Raw genomic sequence first — 21,619 nt, 5'->3', positions numbered from 1 at the left:
TTTGGGCATGTGGCTGATCAAGGGCGCCGGCTATCTGAATCGGGCTAATTGGCGTGCTGCGCGACCCGCGCATCGGCACCACCTTTGACAACTTTTCGAATGTGTCGGAACTGGGTCGCAACGAAGTCGCGATTGAGCCAGCTAACGCAGCGTCATTCAATCAGTTTTACCACGCGAACCGCTCTGTCGTTCCAGCCAGAAAATGCTTGAAAGCCGGCCGCGCACGATGTTCCACGCAAAAAATGGGAGTGAGCGGATGTCCGTAACAGGCACCCGGAGTGTAGACTCCGGCGTATTTTGGCCAGCTGTCATCATAGCTGGCGGCTTTGTGCTTTGGGGCGGCCTCGCTCCTGACAGTCTCGCCACAGTGGCGACAGCGACTTTGAATACGATCATCAAGACATTCGGCTGGATGTTTGTCGTTTCGACGGCGTTCTTCCTGATGTTCGCTGTTTTCCTGGCGGTTGGCAGGTTCGGCAAGATCAAGCTCGGGCGAGATGACGAGAAGCCTGAATTTTCGACCGTGTCATGGGTCTGCATGATGTTCAGCGTCGGGATGGGCATCGGCCTGATGTTTTGGGGCGTGGCCGAACCGGTCTTCCATTTTGGCGCGCCACCGCACGGAATGGCGTAGCCGCAGTCACGGGAGGCCGCGGTCGTGGCAATGCAATACGCCTATTTCCATTGGGCGCTGCACCCGTGGGCGATCTACGCGGTTGTCGGATTGGCGCTTGCGTACTTCAGCTACAGGCGCAACCTGCCGACTTTGATGTCGAGTGCCTTCCAGCCTCTCCTCGGTAACCGCATCCACGGCCCGATCGGCCGGGCGATCGACGTCCTCGCGATCATCGCGACACTGTTTGGAACGGCCACTTCGTTGGGACTTGGCGCTCAGCAGATCAACAGCGGAATGAACTTCCTCTGGAATACCGGCGAGTCCGCAACAATTGCACTGACGATTATCGCGGCATTGACCGTTCTATTCATCCTGTCGGCGGTTTCCGGGGTCGGCAAGGGCGTGCAATTCCTGAGCAACCTGAACATGGTCATTGCTCTGCTGCTCCTGCTCTTTCTGGCGATCATTGGACCGACCGTGTTCATATTCGACACGCTGATCGAATCGCTTGGCTATTACCTCAGCGACCTGGTCTCGATGTCGTTCCGCACGGCAGCATTCAGCGACGGAAAGTGGCTTGGCAGCTGGACCATCTTCTATTGGGCCTGGTGGATATCCTGGGCTCCCTTTGTCGGCGTTTTCATAGCTCGGATCTCTCGGGGCCGCACGATACGTGAGTTTATCGTTGGCGTGCTGCTCATCCCCAGCGCTGTTACCTTCTTTTGGTTCACCGTCATGGGCGGAACTGCGCTTCACTCGGAACTGATGGGATTGGGCGGTCTTGTCGAAGCCGTCAACGACAAAGGCGCTCCAGTATCGCTGTTCGCGCTTCTTGCCCAATATCCGGCCACCACGCTGACATCGACACTTGCGATGTTCCTGGTTGCAATATTCTTCGTTTCAGGAGCTGACGCGGCTTCCGTCGTCATGGGAATGCTCTCTTCGCGCGGAACTCTTCACCCAAGGTCCGGGATCGTGGTTCTGTGGGGCATTTTGGCCGGAGCCTCTGCTTGTGTCTTGCTGGTGATGGGTGGCTTGGCTGGGCTCCAGACCGCATCCATTGTCGCGGCCGCGCCGTTCCTCCTCGTGATGGTTGGGTTATGTGTGTCGCTGTGGATGGGACTTCTCGATGATATCGAAGTCCATGGGCGGTTTAACGAATTGGAGGCTGCTCCCGCGGTCCCGACGCAGCCGGTGTGAACTCCGAAAGCAACAAAGTTGCGCGGGCTTGTTCCGCGCAACTTTTGGTAGCAAGATGCGAGTTCGATACGCGCGCTGTCCAGGAACGTCCACACATGGCGCGTCCGAGCTGGCCGGTCAGACCGGCCGCACCAGAACGTGTTTTTCTTGCCGAGCGACAACCTGTTCCGGACCCAGATCCTCAAGCGTCACCAACCGGCGATCGTCGGACACGGACTGGTCGTTCAGCCGCACCGCGCCGCCCTGGATGTGTCGCCGCGCCTCGCCGTTGGACGCGGCAAGCCCGTGATGGCGAGCGAGGACGGACGCGTGGTCGGCGTCCATCGCAATACCGGGGAGCGCAACGGCAAACGGGGATGTGCTCTGTTGCATTGTCTTCGACATCAAGAATGGCAAGGTGATTGATCTGGGCTTAGCCTCGCGAGTTATCTCGGGCGGCACGCGAGACTGCCCGGGGGTCCGGCCCGGATGGGTCAGCTCAGGGGCGCCACTTGCTCGTTGGGACGAGACCAACGACCGCTTCCCACCCTAACCCGTCCTTTTTCAGCCTTATCATGAATGTCGCGCAGGCTTGTAAATCAGACATTGCGCTGGCGCGGTTCGAGCGCTCCAGTTAATTCGAGCATCTGATAGCCGGCCAAGAGTGTGATCAGAGATCCGACAACCCAAGAGCGTCCTTTCCCGCAATGCCTTGACCATCTATCCCGACAGCGGTGCCGCAATAACGCCTCCAGCGATCAGGCCGGCGACCGAAGTTGGGTAGCCGCAGAATCCGCCGGCGTGCTCCCAACGGCCGGTAAAACAGAATGCATTGGTTTAAAGGGCGGCCATGGGCGCTTCCGCGAGATTGCTCCCAGCGGTTGTCGGTGCTAAATTTGGTAGAAGCTGCCGCACTGATGTGTCCGAGTGCGCCGCCTGCCGCCGCCGATGCGTTCTTAAGTGGCCTAAAGAGGTGGCAGGGTTTGGAGACCGGGACGATGAGCTTGACGCGCCGCGATGTGTTGATCGCCGGGAGTGTGGGGTTTGCCGGGGTCGCGCTCTTCTCGCCGCGGAGCGCGCGTGCGAACGATGAAGCGTTGGATCTCATCGAGCAGCTCACCGGACGGACGGCCACGGTGTCGGATCGCCTTCACCTGATAATGCCGACGGACTTCCCGACCGGCTACACCGTGCCCATGAGTCTTTACATCGACAGCCCCATGACCGAGGCCGACCATGTAAGGCAGATGCGCGTGTTCGCGCCGCGGAACCCGCTCATCGAAGTGGCCAGTTTCCACTTCGTCCCGCAACGCAGTCTGCCCCGCGTGTCGACGCGCATCCGACTTGCCAAACCGCAACACGTCGTCGCTGTCGCTGAAATGAATGACGGCATTTTGCTGATGACCACGACATGGGTCCGTGTCGCCACGGATGGCTGTGCCTGAGATCGGAGAGAGACAGTGACCACCCCGACACCCCGCGTGATCGTGCCGAGCGCCGCGGCGAAGGGAGAGATTTTTCAAGTCAAGACCATTATCAGCCATGAGATGGAAACAGGGCTACGCCATGATGATCAAGGCAACGTGATCCCGCGCAAGATCATCAACAAGTTTGTCTGCCGCTACAACGAAACCGTGGTGTTCAGTGTCGATCTCCACGAGGCGATTTCGGCCAATCCGTTCTTCGAATTTTCCTTGCGCGCGACGGAGAGCGGCCGGCTCGATTTTGGCTGGGAAGAAGACGGCGGTGCCGTCTATATGTTGTCGCACCAGTTCACGGTCGGTTGAGGTGGCGACACAATCGACCTGCGCGAATTATAGCGTGACAAGTTGAGTGGGAGCGTGACCGGAAAACTGCGAAACAGACGGGTATTCAGCATGCGCCCCGTCGCGAGATCTGCGATTGCCACTGGTCTCGTGCTGCTCTTCAGCCAATCCGGCGCGGCGGCGGGGCCCGATCAAGGCGCTCAACTCGCCGCAACCTGTGCGTCCTGCCATCGTCTCGATGGCGGCGGCACAGGCATTCCCAGCATCATCGGGCTTGGTGAGGAGAGGCTCACCAACGCCCTGCTTGCCTACCGGGCGAGCGAGCGTCCAAATCACATCATGCACGTTATCGCGCTGTCGCTCAGCGACGAGGAGATCGCGAGCGTCGCGCGCTATGTCGCGAAGCAGGGAAGTAACCCGCGATGAAATCCTGGACTCGTCGCGAGTTCGGCCGCCTGACGGGAGCAGCGTTGCTAACGGCGCTCAACCAGCCGAAGGCGCGGGGCCAGGCCAAGGCGCGTGTCGTCGTGGTCGGCGGCGGCATCGGCGGCGCAACGGTCGCCAAATATGTCGCCGCCATCGCCACGGCTATCGAGGTGACCCTGGTTGAACCGCGGCAGAGCTACGCGACCTGTTTCTTCAGCAATCTCTATCTCGCCGGGCTACGCCCGTTCGAATCGCTCGGCCATGGTTATGAAGCGCTGGCAAAACAATACGGCATCACCGTCATTCATGAGTCCGCCGCGGCGATTGACCCGGCGGCGAAGACCGTTGCGCTGAACAACGGCTCGAAGCTCAGCTATGACCGTCTCGTTGTTGCGCCGGGCATCGCATTCAGGGACCGGGCGCTTGAGGGCTATGACGATGCGGCGATGGAGATCATGCCGCACGCCTGGAATGCAGGACCGCAAAGCAAGCTGCTGCGCCGGCAGCTGGAAAGCATGGAGGACGGCGGCCTGTTCCTCATCGTCGTTCCGCCGGATCCGTTTCGTTGTCCACCGGCCCCCTATGAGCGCGCTTCGCTCGTCGCATCCTATTTCCAGCACAGCAAGCCCAAGGCCAAAATTCTGATCCTCGATGCGAAAGACAGCTTCAACGCGCAGGACCTGTTCCAGGACGCTTGGAACCGCCACTATCCGGGAATGATCGAATGGCTACCGGCTCAGTTCACCGGCGGGGTCACGGCAATCGACGCGAAGACCCGGTCGGTGATCACCGCGGGCGCAACATTCAAGGCCGCGGTGGCCAATGTCATCCCGGCGCAAATGGCCGGGCGCTTGGCGCAGCAGGCGGGGCTCGCCAACCGGTCGGGCTGGTGTCCGGTCGATCCGGTCACCTTCGAATCGGCGCTGCAGCCCGGCGTCCATCTGGTCGGTGACGCGATCATCGGCGGGGATATGCCGAAATCCGCCTTCTGCGCCAACAGCCAGGCCAAAGCCTGCGCCTTTGCCATCGCGGCCGATCTCACTGGATCAGCGCGTTTCCCGGCGCATTTGTTCAACACCTGCTACACCTATCTCGCCCCCGACGATGCGTTCAGCAACGCCATCAGCTTCAAGCCCGTCGACGGGAAGCTCAAGAGCGTCATCAGCTTCGTCAGCAAGGTCGAGGAAAGCTCCGAGGTCCGCCGGCAGGCTGCGCGCGCGGCGGAAGGCTGGTATGACGCCTTCACGCACGACGTGTTTGGCTGAAACGAAACTCAACTCCGCTCGACGGCCGGGCCGGCCATTGCGGAAATGCCGGCGCCATCGTGGGTACGTTGCGACTTGGTGCCGGATCGTTGCTCCGGGATCAGCGCTGGAACAGGATCGGGCAGCCGCTCCAGCCGCAGCGAATTCACCACCACGAGAATGCTCGAGCCGGCCATGACCGCCGCCGCAAGGATTGGCTGCAGAAGTCCGAATGTTGCGAACGTCAGGGCGACGAGGTTGTAGCCGAACGCCCACATAAGGTTGGTCAAGATGGTCCTGCGGACCGCACGGGCCACGTCGACGATCCAGGGCAGCATCCACAATCCGTCCGCAGGCAGCACGAGCGCTGCAGTCTCGCGGGCGAGATCGGTGGCGGAGCCGACGGCAATACCGACATCTGCGGCGGCCAGGACCGGCCCGTCATTCAGTCCATCGCCGACCATCGCCACCGAACCGTGGTCATGGCGGAGCCGATCCAGGGCCAGCCGTTTGGCCTCCGGCGAAAGGCCCGCTTGGACGTCCTTGATCCCGACCAGAGCCGCGATCCGCTCCGCCGCTTGCGCCAAGTCGCCGGTCAACAGCGTGGCGTCGAGCCCGCGCTCACGCAGGGCCGCGATCGCGGCATGCGCCTCGGGGAGCGGTGAATCATCGAGCGACAGCACGGCGTGAACCTGCTCGCCCCAACCGACATAGACCACCGAATAACCGCTCGCCTCCAGCGACCGCGCACGCTCAGTCAGCGACGGGGGAAGCGGCCAGCCCAGATCATTCATCAATCTGCCGTTCCCTGCCGCTACGGGCCGGCCTTCGGCGCTGCCGCGGACGCCACGGCCGGGAACCGTCCGGACATCGCGGGTGACGAGCGGCGTGATGCCGCGCTGAGCGGCGGCTGCCGCGATGGCCCGCGCCAGACCATGCTCGGCAAGTCGCTCCAGACCGGCGGCGCGCGCCAGGACTTCGTCGATGCCGACCTCCTGGCAGTCGACGCCGACGAGACGCGCTTTGCCCGCCGTCAGAGTGCCGGTCTTGTCGAAGGCGAGCAACCGGACACGCGCGAGGGTCTCGAGCACGCCGGGGTCGCGGACCAGGCAGCCGTGCCGCGCCAGCCGGCCGATGCCGAGTGATGTCGCCATCGGAGCAGCGAGGCCGACAGCACAAGGACAGGCAACCACCAGTACCGAGAGGCCAATCAGCAACGCCCGATCGAACGGCAATGACTGCGCCCAGTAAACGATCGTCAGCCCGCCGAGGGCGAGGACGAGCGGCACGGACACGCCAACGACGCGATCGGCAAGGCGCTGGGTTGGACTGCGACGGCCCAGCGCTTCGCGCACCGACCGGCAAATCCGCGCCCAGCGGGTTGCAGTTCCGTCACCGCTGCTTTGGATCAGGAGCGGGCCATCGATATTGATACTGCCGGCAATCACCTTGGAGCCGGCGCCCTTTGTCACTTGCCGGCTTTCTCCGGTAATCACGGCTTCATCGGTATTCGATTCGCCCTCGACAACCACGCCGTCGACCGGAATGCGCTCGCCTGGCCGGACCCGCACCAGCATGCCGGCCGATACCTCTCGCACCCGACGGCGGATCTCTGCCGCGCCATCGACCACGGTCGCGCTCTCGCTTTCTGCAGCCAGAAGAGGTTCGAGGTCGCGCGCCGCCCTGGCGCGGCCAACAGCCTCGAGATAGCGGCCAACGGTGAACAGCATCAGCACCATCACGGCGGTGTCGAAATAGACATGCGTGCTGCCCTCGAACACGGCAAATGCTGAATAGAGGTAAGCGGCAGCGACGCCAAGCACGATGAGTGCCGACGACGTCACCCGTCCCTGAATGCCATTGAGCCACATTTCGCGCAGATAGGGTCCGCCGAGAATCACCACCGCCGGCGTCGCGAAGATCCAGAGCAAAAGGTGAATCCACGGCAGCACGCCCGCATCGACGCCGGTGAACGCGTCCGAATAGAGGAGGAGGCTGAACATCATGATATTCATGGAGAGAAAGCCTCCCACGCCGAGCTGGATCAGAAGCCAGGCGGCTTCCCACTCTTCGCGTCTGCCGCTCTTCACCTGAAAGGCGATGCAACAGCCGTAGCAGCAGAACGCGCAAGCCTCACCGTTGAGCCTGCGCTCCATCGGGCGCAGGCCGACGGGCAGCGAACAATGGCTACAGAGGAGATCGCCATGCGCAGTCATGCGGGATGTCCGCCCAGCCAGGCAAGGCCGATATGCGCACCGGAAGGCAGGAGACCACGGCCGAGCGTGATGAGACCGAGCAAAAGAATAAAGCCACCAGCCAGCCGCACGCCGCGCCGCCGCCAGGCTGGCCCGAGTATCCGGCCAACGCCGCCCATCATCAACATCGCGGGGAAGGTTCCCAGTCCGAACCATGCCATGACGAGAAACCCGGGAAGCGCTCCGGCGGTGCTCGCCGCCTGGGCGGCGAAGGCATAGACCAGGGGACATGGCAGGAACCCGTTGAAAACGCCAAAGGCAAGCGGCGCGGCGCTGCTCCGGGCAGTCAACAGACCGCGCAGGGACAATGCAAATGTGCTGCCGCCAAATCCGATCGCAAGGCGATGAAAGACCTGCAGCCAGCCGAAGAACTGCAATGCCATGGCAATCATGAGCAGGCCAGCGACGATCGCGAGAATTCGTTGGGCGGTGTCGAGAGAGCCGTTCAAGAGCGGCGCCGCCGTTAGACCTTGCGTGGTGCAGATGACCTGACCGATCGCACCCGCGAGCCCGCCCAGAAAGCAATAGGTTGTCAATCGGCCGGTATTATAGAGCAGGTGGCGAAGGACGGTTGCGCCTCCGCCTCGCTGATCGCGGCCCAGCGCGCAGGCAAAGCCGCCGCACATGCCGATGCAATGAAAGCTGCCTGCAAATCCAGCGGCGAAGATCACGAGGTAGTAGATCATTGGCGTTTTCGCAGCGCCGCGTCCGCGTCGCTATTGCCGCACAAGATAGACAAGAAAGATGATAAAGCCGACGGTGCAGCCGCCATAGATGAGGAAGCCGAGCATCTGTGGCAAGCCGGCGTCAGCGAGCTTGAAAACCGTGTCCTGTAGCATCCGCTGCTCCTATGTCAGCCGAAATAAAGACGAAGCACGTTTACCGCCACCTCGAAAGCCAGGAAAAGGAGGTTCAATGCGGCGACCCCAAGGAGAATTTTGGCTACCAACATCTCCATCACTCCTGCCTTACCAGCTCTTGCGACAGTCTTCTTAGAACAGACGGCCGGGGCCGAGCCCGCCCCAATAAACATACATGTAATACAGCCCCCAGGCGAACAGCAGCACGTAAACGACGAGAAGCCATAGCGGAATGAAGCCCACACGCGCCTGTATCAGGCCGCCGGCATAGTCCTCTAGTTCAGGGTGCGAGCTTTGACGTACATCCAGTTCCGGGTGCCTCGGGCTCTCCGGATCGCTGCTCTGCAGATCGCTCATTCTCCATCTCCCTTTCAAAAAAGTCGTTGGCGGCTTTGTCGGTGCCGCTCAACGCGCCGGATAGGACGCCCCAGATGAACAAGAACAGGGCCGCCAGGCTCATCATCATGGCGCCCGCATATGGTCCGGTGACTTCGAAACCGAGCATGCGCTAACCTCCGGCGGGTGCCTGTTTCTCGCCAGGCGGCGCTGGCGGGCCGGACGCCGGCACCGACGGATCGGGCACATAGGCTCGCTCAGGCTTGTCAGCGACCAGTTCCAGATCGTTCAGCGCCGCGCGGGCCTCCTGCTTGATCGACAGCGGCTGCAGCGAGAGCGGGTCTTTATAGGCGGAAAGCGCCACCACGAAATAGGAAAGTGCCCATCGGTCCTCGTCCGGAAAGGAATCCCGATAGGACGGCATCGGCGTGCCGCTGAGGCCGGTAGTTATCGTCCGGAAGATGTCTTCGACGGCCGGGCCAGACTTGAACTGGCCGCTGGTGAGGTCGGCCGGCGGGGTGGCGAACCCGATATCATCCTTGAGGCCGGCAGCCTTCTCGCCGTCGCCCTTGCCGCCTTGGCCGTGGCATTCCCAGCACTTCGCCACCTGCCAAACCTCCTTGCCACGGTCCAGCATCGTCTGGGACGGGGTCGGCGGGCGCCCGATATACAACGGTGGGCCAGGCGGCTCCTCGACGAAGAAAGCGTAAGGACTGGCGGGGTCGGAACGGTCAACCGCCAGCTCATACTTGATGTACTGGATCACCGCCAGCCGATCGTTGAGCGGCAGTTCGTACCAAGGGGGCATTGCCGTGCCGCGGATGCCGCGAGTAATGGTGCGCAGCATGTCCCCGTCCGTGGGCAGGGGCTCCTTTGTCAACCTAAATTTGAAGACTGCGGACGTGAAGTCCCTGGGCCGCTGGTTAAACATAAAGGTGGCGGCCGGCCCGTTGCCGTCGCCTTTGGCACCGTGGCAACCGATGCAGCGGCGCTCATAGACTTCCTTGCCATAGGCAATCCATTCCTCGGAGCGCGGCATCGTCGCATCCATGACCTCCAGACTTTGCGGCTCGAAAAGATCGCGCCATTTACCCCGGTTCGTGCCGAGCTTCTGGACGTAGGAAACGAGCGCCGCCAGCGATTCCGTCTCCGCCGCGATGCTGACGGTTTCTCCTGTGTATTCGTCATTCGGCGTCAGGATGATCGGCTTTCTTTCGCGCGCCTTTAGCGGCACGAACAGCAACCCGTACGCATTCGGCGTCAGCTGGATCGCTTGCTGGCTGTCGAAGTCGAAAAGGCCTTCGGTGACTTCTGTCCTTTCCAGGGTCCGACCGCCAGCGCCGTCGTCAACGATACGGACGGCTGCATCGGGCTCGTGGAAGAGACCGCGATACGGCGCCATTATCGAGTCCGGCACCAGCATCCGCGGATTGTAGAAGTGCGCCAGGTGCCATTCGTCGCTGTATTTCAGGCCGACGCGCGTCAGGTCCGGCCCGATCCGGCGTGTGCCTAACAGGTGCGGCACGTCATAGGCGTATTCGCCCGCCTCGCTGACCGGTCCCCAGCGGCGGATCTCGCCGGTCACCGGCCGCACGAATTGCGAATGGCAGTACCAGCAGCCTTCGCGCAGGTAAATGTTGCGGCCGCGACGCTGCTGCTCGGTGTAGTCCGTCGCCTCTGAAACCGTCCATTTCAGCTGGCCGAAATCCGTGCGCACCACCGAGGTCACGCGCGTAGTTCGCGAGGACGGCTCCACGAAGGGCAGCACGCCCTGCGTGATCACCGCAAGGGTGATGCAGAAGACGCCGGCGAACAGCGCGAAGAAGCGAACGTTCACTGCGCATGCCCTCCCGCCGGGGCCGGGGTAGGCGCCTCGACCGACCCGCGGACGCGTCGCGCCTCAGCCGCCGGACTGGTCAGTGCGGTCAGCATCAGATTCACCACCAGCAGCGACATCCCGATATCCATGCTGATGCCTGCCAGGGTCCGCGCCAGCCAGTAGGGCTTCACCCAGACGAGCGAGTCGAGCCATTCGACCCCATTCATCCATTGATAACCCTGCTGCAGCCCGCCCGCTGTGAGGACCAGGCCCATGGTCGTGATGCCGACGGTGATCAGCCAGAACGACCAGTTGCCGAGCTTGAAGGACCAGAGTTCGCGCCCGAACAGTCGCGGCCAAGTATAGACGAGGCCCCCCATCGCCCATACGACGAAGGTGCCGAACACGGTGAGATGCGAATGCGAGATGACGAAATCGGTGAAGTGGGTCGGCTGCTGCAGCTGCCGCAGCGCCTCGGTCGAGCCCTGGAAGCAGCCGACGAGATACATGAGCGAGCCCATGATCAGGAACTTCGCCGGCAAGTTCCTGCCGAACTCATGCCACTTGCCCATCATGGTGCCGAAGAAGTTCACCAGCACCGTCCACACCGGAATGATCAGCAGCATCGATGTGACGACGGCCAAGGTCTCGGCCCAGTCCGCGATCGGGCTGTAGAGGTAATGGTGGATGCCGACGAACGGGTAAAACAATGCCAGGGACCAGAAGCCTACCAGCGAGAGCTTATGGGCATAGAGCGGATTTCGCGCGCTGATTGGCAGGAAATAGTAAATGATCACGTAGCCCGCGGGCGTTAGCCACAGGCCGACGATGTAGTGGAGATAGAGGCCATGGAAGGCGGCGCTGTTGATGCCCGAGATCGTGTACGGCAGGATGAAGCTTCCAAGCACGAAGTTCATCGTCGTCCACACGAAAGTCGCGATCAAGTACCATAGCGCGACATAGATCGCCGGCTCGAGCCTTCGACTGATCGTGATCAGGAATTGCGCGGTAGCAACAGCCACTACGATGAAGAATGCGACCTTCGCATAGAGCGGAAACTCTCCGGCTTCCAAACCGTCACTGTCGCCGAACAGCAAGCCGACCAAACCGGCAAGCGTTGCGACGTTCCAGACCCATGCGAGAAGAACCGACCACTCCGACCATATTACCCGCACCCCCGACAGACGCGGCACGAGATAGTAGCAAAGGCCGATGAAAAGCGTCGAGAAAGCGCCGAAGATGACACCGTTGACGTGGACCGGGCGCAGCCGGCCGAAGGTGAGCTCGAGATTCCCCGATCCGAGATAGTCGGGGTAGTTGAAGGTGCTCGATATCAGGACGCCGACGGATGGCGTCACCATCAGCCAGAACATGCCGAAATAAAGCCAGGTCCGCACGACCCGGTTGTCGACCAGCGCATCCAGGTCCACATTCGCGAACTTGCCGCGCAGCTCCATCCCAGTCTCTGCCAACGCATAGACCTCCCCGCGCGGTTCCCGGGCCGCACGACTGCTCCAACCCCGCCATCGAGGTGTCACCCCGATGGTGGACGCGCTCCCGTGAAGCCGAGCCCCGGCTATCGACGAGACTAGTACTTGCCTGGCACCAACACCGAACCGGTGTTCGACCAGGTGATGTACGCCTCGAGCGCCTTCATCGCCTCCGATTCGGGATCGATCTTCTCACCCTGGTTCGGTTTCTCGATGCACCAGTTGATCATGTCGCGCAGTGTCGCGAATTTGGCCATCGACTGCTGGAACTTCGGGAACGCATGCGGGTGGGTATCGGAGGCCATCGGATGGCACATGGCGCAGGCCCACCCGGTAGTCGACAGCTTGACGCCCAACTGCTCCGCCATCGCCGCATCACCGTGGAACAGGAGGTCTCCCTTCCTGACCTCCTCCATGAACGCCTCTTGATAGAGCTTCAGCTGCTTTGGCGTCACCGGGTCCTTGTTGGCACTGGCCGGGCCGATGACGACGGCAGCTGCGACGACTGCTCCGGCGACGGTGGAACGCCTCAGAATGCAGAGGAATGTCGATGTGTTTATCATAGCCACCCCCTTTTATGGATTTTCCCACGGGTACTGTCTGTCGGCGATGCGTGGCTGTATGACCTCCTCAATGCTCTTGTCGTGGTCCTCCGGCGACTGGACGAGCACCTCCTTGCGCCCCCACATGATGTACTCGACATCGACCTTGTCGTCGGCGTTGACGCTCACGGTTTCCCAACCGACCCCGTCGAAGGGATCGCCAGGATCGACACGGATCATCGGCTTGGTCAGCTTGGGCACGCCTTCCGGCGCATACGGCCACGGCCAGGAGGTCGCCAGCATGCCGATCGAGCGCATGCTGCCGATCTCGTTGTAGAGCACCTGGTGCACGTGACCGTGGATGTTGGTGACTTTGGTATAAGGCTTCAGCACGTCATTCACTTCGCGCCAGTCGCGCACCCAGAAATTCCAGGGCGGGTAGTACTCGTACAGCGGATTGTGGCTGAAGATGACGATCGGCTTGGACTTATCCCACTCGGCGAGTGTCTTCTGCATCCAGTCGAGTTGCTCGCGGCCGACGCCGGCCCACGCGCCGGCAACCGTGCCGTCAAGGGTAGCCATGTGGCCCATGCGCTCCTCTGGCGTCATCTTCTTCGCTGTCCAGTAGTCCGGTCCCCGGCTGACCGTATCGAGCCCGATGAAGCGCACGCCTTTGTGATCGAAGGTCCAGTTGGGTTGGCCGAACAACTCGCCCCACTTCTTGCCCATATCCAGATACCAGTCATGCTCGCCCGGGATGTAATACTTCTTGATCTTCAGATCCTTGAGGAGCTCAACGCCAAGCTCAAGTTCCTCGATCTTTCCGAGCTGGGCCAGGTCGCCGCCGAAGATCAGGAAGTCGGCCGGCGGATCCATGGCCTGGACCTCTCGCACGGCGCGCACCACTTTGTCGACGAAGCGCGTGTTCAGCGATCGCGGATAGAGATGGGTGTCCGAAATCCAGGCAAACTTGAAGGGCGCTTCGGCGGCGTGAGCGACGTCGATGGTGTTGAGCAGCGGCCACCACGCGAAGGTCTGGCCGACGGAAGCAGCGCCGAACAGCAGCGATCTGTGAATGAAGGTGCGGCGGGTGATTTGGAGCGAGTCGTCGGGGCGTACTCCCGGCTGCTGCAGCACCGCATGCATTTCGCGCCGAATGCGGTCAAGCTCGTCAGACATCAGGGTTCCTCCTCAGTTCAGACCGTTTCTTAAAGCGTCGGTCTTCTCGCAGGAACGCGACCCTGTTGAATGAGTGGGTCGCCCATTTTCTTATTTTTTCAGTTCAATCGTCAGACTGGTGGCCTTATTCTCCTCTACCTTTACGGTCTGCTCGATGGGCCCGGTGAAGGGGTGGATCGCCACGAGCTTGTAGTCCCCAGGCGGAACATCGGTTATGCTGAACTTGCCGTCGGCGCCGGTGACAGCGTAGTAGGGATTGTCTGCCACATAGACCCAGCCTTCCATCCAGCCATGCGCGTCGCAGTCGACGCGGACGGTGCCGGCCCGCTTCAGTTCGACGGGTATCCGCTGGCCCTTATTGGGCAGCGCCAGGTTGAAGGCGGTGCGCTTGCCATAATACCCGTGGGTGTTGTGGAGCATTGGGTCGCTGTTGACCACCTCCAGCGAACCGGCGGGTATCATCTGAACCGCGGGCTCAAAGCGACATTTGAGGTTGTTGAGCTCAGGCGGCTTTCCGGGCTCCGGCCAGGCCTTTCCCTGTGCCACGTCGACCAGCTGCACCGCCGCGTTCAGCACGGCCTGATCGCTGCCGACTTCGATCAGCGGCTCCTCGCGGGGATCGCCGCACACCTCGATATCCTTGGTGGGGATGATCTTTGTTGTCGGCACGTCGCCGCGGTAGACGATCGTACCCTCGATCGTTCCGCCTCCCGTGACCGGACCCACTTCGTAGGCTTGCGCAGGCGCGGACACCATCGCAACGAAAGCGATCGCCGCCAGCCCGCTCATCAATTCGCGAATGGTCATAAAAGCCTCCTCCTTCTAGCGAGATGAGGGGCAACTTTTAAAAATAGAGCTAAACCAGAACCATGTCTAGCCATTCAGCAACAAAACATGATAAAGTGAGATAGTTTAGGCGAGTTTGTTAATCACAAACACACGCGGGGGTTGGTGCGTCATTCTCGAAGTGCCGGAGGTACTTGATGAAGCGGCGGCATGGACTCCTCAGCCCCTGGGCCTACGGTTCGCATACCCTCTTCTGCATAATATTCGCAGCGGCCCTGTCGATCTGCCAACCGCTCGTGCGGGCCGACACGGCGCCTGTGACGGTCGGTGGCCCATTCACGCTTACGGCGCCGGACGGAACGACGGTCACCGATGAGACTTATCGCGGCAAATGGCTGCTGGTTTTCTTCGGCTATACTTCTTGTCCCGACATCTGTCCGACGACGCTGTCATCAATCGCCGCGGCGATTGAGGAACTCGGACCCGACGCCGCAAAACTGCAACCGCTCTTCATCACTGTCGATCCCGAACGCGACACGCCTGAGGTGATGGGAAGCTTTACCGCAGCGTTCGATCCGCGCATCGTGGGACTGACCGGCAGCCCGCAACAGATCGCTGCGGTTTCGGAGGCATATGGCGCCTATGGTGTGGCGCGCCGGGGCGAGGCGGGCGGTGACGACTACCTAATGGATCACGGCACCCACATCTACATCATGAACCCACAGGGGCAATTCGTGGAGGGGCTAGACTCTGACACACCAAGCAGCGGCATTGCCGCTAGGTTGGGTGAACTGGTGCGATGACACCAGCCCTGGGATGACGGACATCACGATTAAGCAGTTGAGCGATCCATAGAAAGTTGTCATCCGGAAGGAGAGCGACCATGCAAAGACATACAAAGGAGGCTTCGGAGCTTAAGGCATTGATCCTCGCGGATCTTCATAAGGAGCCGGGATGCGAGCACGTCACTGATTTTGTGATTCAGCGGCTCGAAACCAAGGAGAACGGGGCAAACTGGACTGTCAAATATCTGGATCCTAATCAAGATAAGGTCTGCGAGACAATTCTGATAAACATCGCGCGAATGTTGCAGCTCAATTTCGACCTTCCTGAACGCGGGTCGTGAGGAACTATGCGAGCGGGATCGGCGCGCATCGCGCTTCGACATAATTCGTATGCAAGCAGGGGAATCGGGCGATGGCGGAACCCACAGCGTTGCACACCGGCAAACCTGGCGGCGTAAAGAACGTCCTTGCGCCGCGGCGATTTGGACCTCCGATGACCGGAGATGCGGGCGATATGGCCGATGGGCAAGGCCGTATCTTGGTGCCAGGCAATACGAGTTATGACGGTTTCTTTGCAGATGCGATCGCGCGTCTGCAGGAGGAACGGCGCTACCGTGTGTTCGCGGACCTTGAGCGCGTCGCCGGACGCTTTCCCAATGCCGTGTGGCATTCCCCGCATGGACCGAAGGACGTCGTGATCTGGTGCTCCAACGACTATCTCGGGATGGGACAACACCCAAAAGTGGTCGCCGCCATGGTGGAGACTGCTACCCGCCTGGGAACGGGGGCCGGCGGGACGCGCAATATCTCCGGCACCAGCCATCCGCTCCTAGAGCTCGAGAGCGAGCTTGCCGATCTCCACGGCAAGGAGGCGGCACTGGTCTTTACGTCCGGCTATGTTTCGAACCAGACTGGCATCTCGACCATCGCCAAGCTGATCCCCGGTTGTCTGATCCTGTCCGATGCGCTCAACCACAATTCGATGATCGAAGGCATCCGTCAGTCCGGTACGCAGAAGAGCATCTTCCGCCACAACGACGTCGATCATCTCGAGGAATTGTTGAAGGCAGCGGGTCCGGATCGGCCAAAACTCATCGTCTTCGAAAGTCTCTATTCGATGGACGGCGACGTCGCGCCAATCAATCGCATTTGCGAAATCGCCGATCGTTACGGCGCAATGACCTATCTCGACGAGGTCCATGCTGTGGGCATGTACGGCCCTCGCGGCGCCGGCATCGCCGCGCGCGACGGCGCCATGAACCGGATCGATGTGATCGAAGGCACGCTCGCCAAGGCCTTCGGCTGCCTCGGCGGCTATATCACGGGAAGTGCTGTGCTGATCGATGCGGTTCGTTCCTATGCTCCGGGTTTCATCTTCACCACCGCGTTGCCGCCGGCGATCTGCGCCGCGGCCACAGCGGCGATCCGGCATCTGAAAACCTCGCACTGGGAGCGCAAGCGCCAGCAGGATCGCGTCCGGCGGGTCAAGGCGGCGCTGGGTGCCGCTGCGCTGCCGGTCATCCTGAGCGACACCCATATCGTTCCGGTGGCAGTCGGCGATCCGGCGCATTGCAAAGCGGCGAGCGACCTGCTGCTGAGCGATCACGACATCTATATCCAGCCGATCAATTATCCGACTGTGGCGAAGGGAACTGAGCGGCTGCGCATCACGCCGACACCCTGTCATGAGGACATCATGATTGATCGGCTCGCGGCAGCTTTGTTCGATGTCTGGAATCGGCTCGGGCTGCCACGGGACAATCTCGCCTGAGCGGCCGAATGAGGCGTCGCCGTTCCCCGAAGATTTGGTCTTAAGGATGAGGAAATGACTGCCAAGGAAATCATGTTCTCGTTCGAAGCTCGCGACAGAATGCTGCGCGGCATTGACATCCTGGCGAATGCGGTGAGCGTCACGCTTGGCCCGCGGGGGCGCAACGTCGCGATCGGCAGGGAGCACGGCGCGCCACGGGTCACGAAGGACGGCGTGACCGTCGCCAGGGAAATCGAACTCGACAACAAGTTCGAGAACATGGGCGCCCAGATGGTGCGCGAGATAGCAACAAAAACCTCCCATCAGGCCGGCGACGGCACGACCACCGCCGTCGTGCTCGCGCATGCGATCGCCCGGGAGGGCGCCAAGGCGGTGGCGGCCGGCATGAATCCCATGGACCTGAAACGCGGCATCGATCTCGCGGTCGAAGCCGTCGTTGCGGAACTCAAAAACAACGCCACGAAGGTCACCTCGAACGTCGAGATTGCGCAAGTCGGGACCATCTCGGCCAACGGCGACAGGGAGATCGGCCGCTGCCTCGCCGACGCCATGAAGAGGGTCGGCAATGACGGCGTGATCACTGTCGAGGACGGGACGTCGCTGGAAACCGAACTCGAATTCGTCGAGGGCATGCAGTTCGACCGCGGCTATATCTCGCCCCATTTCATCACCAATCGCGCAAAGATGCGGGTCGAGATGCAGGATGCCTATGTCCTCGTCAGCGAGAAGAAACTGTCCAGTCTGAGCGAAATACTGCCGCTGCTGGAGAAGGTGGTGCAGGCCGGCAAGCCGCTGCTCATCATCGCCGAGGATGTCGAGAGTGAGGTGATGGCGGCGCTGGTGGTCAACAAGTTGCGCGGCGCTCTCAAGGTTGCAGCCGTGAAGGCGCCGGCCTACGGAAACCGCCGCAAGGCGATGCTGCAGGATCTCGCGCTGATGACCGGCGGAACGGTGATCTCCGAGGATTTGGGCATCAAGCTCGAACATGCTTCCCTCGATATGCTCGGGCGCACCAAGAAGGTGATGATCGACAAGGCAAACACCACGATCGTCGGCGGCGCCGGCGAGCGGGAAAGCATCGAGGCCCGCATCGCCGAGATCAAGCTCGAGCTTGCTGAAACCACCTCCGATTTCGACCGCGAGAACCTCCAGGAGCGGCTGGCCAGGCTCGCCGGTGGCGTCGCCGTTATCCGGGTCGGCGGTGCAACCGAAGTCGAGGTCAGGGAGAAGAAGGATCGCATCGATGACGCGATGAACGCGACAAGAGCCGCGGTTGCAGAGGGCATTCTCCCCGGCGGTGGGGTCGCCTTACTGCGCGCCGGCAGGGCGCTCAAGAAGCTCAAGGGCAGCAACGAGGACCAGCAGGTCGGCATCGCGATCGTCAGGAAGGCGATCACCTGGCCGGCTCGGCAAATCGCGATCAATGCCGGCCTGGAAGGCTCGGTCGTCATCGCCGGGATCCTCGAAAACGACGACAACGCCTATGGCTACGATGCCCAATCGGGCGTGTACGCGGATCTGGTGTCAAAGGGCATCATCGACCCGGCCAAGGTGGTGCGAACGGCGCTCCAGGGGGCAGCCTCGGTGGCAGGCCTCCTCATCATGACGGAGGCGATGGTGGCCGAAGTGCCTGGCCCGCCGCCGCCGGAGCTTCCCGGTCACGAGCATCATCATCACGATATGGATTTGGATTTCTGACCGCTTCGCGGTCGTAATCCGGGCTCGCCGCCGTCAACAATGATCTCGTCCGCTATCGAGGTGAGACAAGTCGTCGAGGATCACGGTATCCAAGGTGTCGGCTTATGGGGCTACCCGCTCGCTCCGATAGATGAGACGAATGGCAATATTCACCCATCTCGGCCCTTCTCAGTACCTACCTGATTAGGTTTTACCTGGGCCGTGATCCCGAACCGAAGGTTCAGCGCAGCAAGATGTGAAACCGGTTTCGGGAAAGGACTAATGAAGCCCCATCCCGATTCCATCGAGATCGATCAAGCGCCGGTCAGACCGGCCGCACCAGAACGTGTTTTTTCTTGCCGAGCGACAGCTTTACGACCTGTTCCGGACCTAGATCCTCAAGCGTCACCAACCGGCGATCGTCGGACACGGACTGGTCGTTGAGGCGCACCGCGCCGCCCTGGATGTGTCGCCGCGCCTCGCCGTTGGACGCGGCAAGCCCGGCGGCAACGAACAGCGACAATATGCCGACGCCGCTTTCCAGATCGGCCTTGCCGACCTCGACGGTCGGCAGCGTTTCGGCCAGCGCGCCTTCTTCAAACGTCTTGCGCGCGGTTTCCTCGGCTTGCTCGGCCGCCTCGCGGCCGTGCACGATGGCCGTCGTTTCCGTGGCCAGGACCTTCTTGGCCTCGTTGATCTCGGAGCCGCCAAGCGCGGCGAGCCGCGCGATCTCGCTGAGCGGCAGGCGGGTGAAAATCTTGAGGAAGCGCGTGACGTCGGCGTCCTCGGTGTTGCGCCAGTACTGCCAGAAATCATAGGGCGAGTAGAGGTCGCCGTTCAGCCAGACCGCGCCCTTGGCCGATTTGCCCATCTTGGCGCCTGACGACGTCGTCAGCAGCGGTGTGGTCAGGGCATAAAGCTGCGGCGTGCCCATGCGGTGTCCGAGATCGACGCCGTTAATGATATTGCCCCACTGGTCCGATCCGCCCATCTGCAGGCGACAGCCATAGCGCCGGCTGAGCTCGACGAAATCATAGCCTTGCAGGATCATGTAATTGAATTCGAGGAAGGAGAGCGATTGCTCGCGCTCGAGCCTCAGTTTGACGCTGTCGAAGGTCAGCATGCGGTTGACCGAAAAATGCCGGCCGACTTCGCGCAGGAACTCGACATACTTGAGCTTCATCAGCCAGTCGGCATTGTTGACCATGATCGCGTCGCCCGCACCGTCGCCGAAACGCAGGATGCGGCCGAAGATGCGCTTGATGCCCTCGATGTTGGTGGCGATGGCCTCAGGCGTCAAAAGCTTGCGCTGGTCGTCGCGGAAGGAAGGATCGCCGATCATCGAAGTGCCGCCGCCCATCAGCGCAATCGGCCGGTGGCCGGTCTCCTGCAGCCAGTAGAGCATGGTCGCGGAAATCAGATTGCCGATATGCAGGCTGGTCGCCGTGGCGTCGTAACCGACATAGGCGGTCACCGTTTCCCTGGCGAAAAGCTGGTCGAGGCCGGCATCATCCGAAATCTGGTGGATGAAACCACGCTCGCTCATTACGCGCAGGAAATCGGATTTGAAGGCGGACATTTTTTCTTTCCCGAAAGCGCCCAACCGAAGCGGATCGGGCGTGGTATGCGTGAACGCGGGCGTTTAGCATCCAAGCGCGGTCAGCAAAAGGGGAATCCGGTTTTGCCACCTGACCGCTGTAACGGCACCGCCTGGCATCGAATCGAATGCCATATCCTGCGACAGGGCCCGACGCGAGGTGCCGGAGATATCTTCGCTGCTCGGCCTATCTCAACCGTTTCGGCCGCGGGTCGGACAACTCGCCTGCCAGACGGCGATCGAGATAGTCCGCGCATTCCTGGAGCAGGAGGTCCGCATCGTTGGAGAAGAAATGGTTGGCGCCGGGCAAGGTCTTCTGGGTGATGGTGATGCCCTTTTGCGTGTGCAGCTTGTCGACCAGCCCCTGCACGTCCTTTGGCGGCGCGACCTTGTCGGCGTCGCCATGGATGATGAGGCCGGACGACGGGCAGGGCGCCAGGAACGAGAAATCATAGGTGTTGGGCTGCGGCGCGATCGAGATGAAGCCTTCGATCTCCGGCCGGCGCATCAGAAGCTGCATGCCGATCCACGAGCCAAACGAATAGCCGGCGACCCAGCAGCTCTTGGAATCCGGATGCAGCGACTGCACCCAGTCAAGTGCCGCGGCCGCATCCGACAGTTCGCCGGTGCCGTGGTCGAATTCGCCCTGGCTGCGGCCGATGCCGCGGAAATTGAAGCGAAGCGTGGTGAAATCCCGCTTCTGGAACATGTAGAAGAGGTCGTAGACGATCTTGTTGTTCATCGTGCCGCCGAACTGGGGGTGCGGGTGCAGGATGATGGCGATCGGCGCGCTCTTTTCCTTGGAAGGCTGGTAGCGACCCTCCAGGCGGCCGGCCGGACCGGTGAAAATGACCTCAGGCATAAAATACTCCACATGGCATAAGAATGCGCGGCGCCCGGAACAACTCTTCCTCTGGCCTTGACGCAGGGCGAGCGTCTTCTTAGAAGCTAGTTTAGAATTGTTCAAAACTGGGTGGCCAAAACGTCGTGGTTCGGCCATCCACGCCGCAAGTCGCGTAAATAGGACGGCTTGCCTTGCAATTTCAAGGAAATAACGCGCTATCCTCGCGGAATGGCTCTTGAAGGGACCGATCGAAACGAAAATGGCCGGAAGACGCGCCTATCTCGACTACAATGCCAGCGCGCCGCTGCTTGCCGCGGCGCGGGGGGGGGGGGGGGGGGGGGGGGGGCCCCCCCCCCCCCCCCCCGCCGGGGGGGGGGGGGGGGGCGCGCGCCCCCGGGGGGGGGGGGGGGGGGGGGGGGGGGGGGGGGGGGGGGGGGGGGGGGGGGG

At 61.6% G+C, this 21,619-nt stretch carries 19 protein-coding genes and 3 pseudogenes; 9 read left to right on the top strand and 13 right to left on the bottom strand.

The window, feature by feature from the left end:
- The first annotated feature begins 256 nt into the window (after positions 1-256).
- Positions 257-1,816, top strand: a pseudogene (locus tag AC0L2A_RS27800) (BCCT family transporter).
- A 117-nt stretch (positions 1,817-1,933) separates the two neighbouring features.
- Here AC0L2A_RS27800 and AC0L2A_RS27795 read toward each other — a convergent pair.
- A pseudogene (locus tag AC0L2A_RS27795) lies at positions 1,934-2,101 on the bottom strand (tyrosine--tRNA ligase); the annotation flags it as partial.
- A 293-nt stretch (positions 2,102-2,394) separates the two neighbouring features.
- Positions 2,395-2,626 (bottom strand): annotated as a pseudogene (locus AC0L2A_RS27790) (sulfite exporter TauE/SafE family protein); the annotation flags it as partial.
- A 167-nt stretch (positions 2,627-2,793) separates the two neighbouring features.
- Here AC0L2A_RS27790 and AC0L2A_RS27785 point away from each other — a divergent pair.
- The 4 genes from AC0L2A_RS27785 to AC0L2A_RS27770 are packed head-to-tail and all read left to right on the top strand — an operon-like array spanning position 2,794 to position 5,252.
- Positions 2,794-3,240: a thiosulfate oxidation carrier protein SoxY gene (locus AC0L2A_RS27785; protein ID WP_128173153.1), complete on the top strand. Its 447-nt coding sequence runs from the start codon at positions 2,794-2,796 to the stop codon at positions 3,238-3,240.
- 15 nt (positions 3,241-3,255) lie between these two features.
- Positions 3,256-3,582 (top strand): thiosulfate oxidation carrier complex protein SoxZ, encoded by a 327-nt coding sequence (gene soxZ, locus AC0L2A_RS27780; RefSeq protein ID WP_473611495.1) that lies wholly within the window; start codon positions 3,256-3,258, stop codon positions 3,580-3,582.
- 54 nt (positions 3,583-3,636) lie between these two features.
- Positions 3,637-3,987 (top strand): c-type cytochrome, encoded by a 351-nt coding sequence (locus AC0L2A_RS27775; RefSeq protein ID WP_473611494.1) that lies wholly within the window; start codon positions 3,637-3,639, stop codon positions 3,985-3,987.
- Positions 3,984-5,252 carry an NAD(P)/FAD-dependent oxidoreductase gene (locus AC0L2A_RS27770; RefSeq protein ID WP_473611493.1) on the top strand — a complete coding sequence of 423 codons (1,269 nt, stop codon included), beginning with the start codon at positions 3,984-3,986 and terminating at the stop codon, positions 5,250-5,252. Before AC0L2A_RS27775 ends, AC0L2A_RS27770 begins: the two co-directional genes overlap by 4 nt.
- Positions 5,253-5,260: 8 nt before the next feature.
- On the opposite strand, the gene AC0L2A_RS27765 is transcribed toward AC0L2A_RS27770, so the two are convergent.
- From AC0L2A_RS27765 to AC0L2A_RS27725, 9 genes are all read right to left on the bottom strand, one after another.
- Positions 5,261-7,387, bottom strand: coding sequence for a heavy metal translocating P-type ATPase (locus AC0L2A_RS27765; RefSeq protein ID WP_473611518.1), 2,127 nt, complete (start codon positions 7,385-7,387; stop codon positions 5,261-5,263).
- Positions 7,388-7,443: 56 nt separating this feature from the next.
- Positions 7,444-8,172 (bottom strand): sulfite exporter TauE/SafE family protein, encoded by a 729-nt coding sequence (locus tag AC0L2A_RS27760; RefSeq protein WP_287228901.1) that lies wholly within the window; start codon positions 8,170-8,172, stop codon positions 7,444-7,446.
- Between the two features lie 30 nt (positions 8,173-8,202).
- Positions 8,203-8,325 carry a hypothetical protein gene (locus AC0L2A_RS27755; RefSeq protein WP_023798301.1) on the bottom strand — a complete coding sequence of 41 codons (123 nt, stop codon included), beginning with the start codon at positions 8,323-8,325 and terminating at the stop codon, positions 8,203-8,205.
- A 153-nt stretch (positions 8,326-8,478) separates the two neighbouring features.
- On the bottom strand, positions 8,479-8,703 hold the full coding sequence (locus tag AC0L2A_RS27750; RefSeq protein ID WP_014766281.1) for a hypothetical protein: 225 nt from the start codon (positions 8,701-8,703) through the stop codon (positions 8,479-8,481).
- 151 nt (positions 8,704-8,854) lie between these two features.
- Complete coding sequence (locus tag AC0L2A_RS27745) at positions 8,855-10,519, bottom strand: cbb3-type cytochrome c oxidase subunit II (protein ID WP_473523577.1); 1,665 nt, start codon at positions 10,517-10,519, stop codon at positions 8,855-8,857.
- Positions 10,516-11,958, bottom strand: a complete 1,443-nt coding sequence (locus AC0L2A_RS27740; protein ID WP_473611516.1) for a cbb3-type cytochrome c oxidase subunit I — start codon at positions 11,956-11,958, stop codon at positions 10,516-10,518. Before AC0L2A_RS27740 ends, AC0L2A_RS27745 begins: the two co-directional genes overlap by 4 nt.
- 131 nt (positions 11,959-12,089) lie before the next feature.
- On the bottom strand, positions 12,090-12,554 hold the full coding sequence (locus AC0L2A_RS27735; RefSeq protein WP_128168433.1) for a c-type cytochrome: 465 nt from the start codon (positions 12,552-12,554) through the stop codon (positions 12,090-12,092).
- Positions 12,555-12,566: 12 nt separating this feature from the next.
- Entirely contained in the window at positions 12,567-13,712 is a 1,146-nt protein-coding gene (locus tag AC0L2A_RS27730) for a metallophosphoesterase family protein (protein ID WP_287247507.1), read from the bottom strand.
- A 90-nt stretch (positions 13,713-13,802) separates the two neighbouring features.
- On the bottom strand, positions 13,803-14,501 hold the full coding sequence (locus tag AC0L2A_RS27725) for a hypothetical protein (protein WP_473611515.1): 699 nt from the start codon (positions 14,499-14,501) through the stop codon (positions 13,803-13,805).
- A gap of 194 nt (positions 14,502-14,695) precedes the next feature.
- On the opposite strand from AC0L2A_RS27725, the gene AC0L2A_RS27720 reads away from it, so the two are divergent.
- The 4 genes from AC0L2A_RS27720 to groL all read left to right on the top strand — a co-directional run bounded on the left by AC0L2A_RS27720 (position 14,696) and on the right by groL (position 18,752).
- Positions 14,696-15,301, top strand: a complete 606-nt coding sequence (locus AC0L2A_RS27720; protein WP_473534560.1) for an SCO family protein — start codon at positions 14,696-14,698, stop codon at positions 15,299-15,301.
- A gap of 80 nt (positions 15,302-15,381) precedes the next feature.
- Positions 15,382-15,624, top strand: coding sequence for a hypothetical protein (locus tag AC0L2A_RS27715; protein WP_027154144.1), 243 nt, complete (start codon positions 15,382-15,384; stop codon positions 15,622-15,624).
- Between the two features lie 173 nt (positions 15,625-15,797).
- A complete protein-coding gene (gene hemA / locus AC0L2A_RS27710) occupies positions 15,798-17,054 on the top strand; it encodes a 5-aminolevulinate synthase (RefSeq protein ID WP_091591830.1) in 1,257 nt (418 codons plus the stop codon).
- Positions 17,055-17,108: 54 nt separating this feature from the next.
- Positions 17,109-18,752, top strand: a complete 1,644-nt coding sequence (gene groL, locus AC0L2A_RS27705; RefSeq protein WP_473611491.1) for a chaperonin GroEL — start codon at positions 17,109-17,111, stop codon at positions 18,750-18,752.
- A 304-nt stretch (positions 18,753-19,056) separates the two neighbouring features.
- Here the strand turns inward: groL and tyrS are convergent, their stop codons facing one another.
- Together tyrS and AC0L2A_RS27695 are read right to left on the bottom strand one after the other, a co-directional pair.
- A complete protein-coding gene (tyrS, locus tag AC0L2A_RS27700; protein ID WP_473611490.1) occupies positions 19,057-20,310 on the bottom strand; it encodes a tyrosine--tRNA ligase in 1,254 nt (417 codons plus the stop codon).
- 205 nt (positions 20,311-20,515) lie between these two features.
- A complete protein-coding gene (locus AC0L2A_RS27695) occupies positions 20,516-21,190 on the bottom strand; it encodes an alpha/beta hydrolase (protein ID WP_027154148.1) in 675 nt (224 codons plus the stop codon).
- Positions 21,191-21,619: the final 429 nt, after the last annotated feature.

This window comes from Mesorhizobium sp. WSM4844 (genome assembly GCF_055811775.1).
Note: the sequence above shows the minus strand (reverse complement) of the source record. Positions and strands in the feature narration are given on the sequence as shown.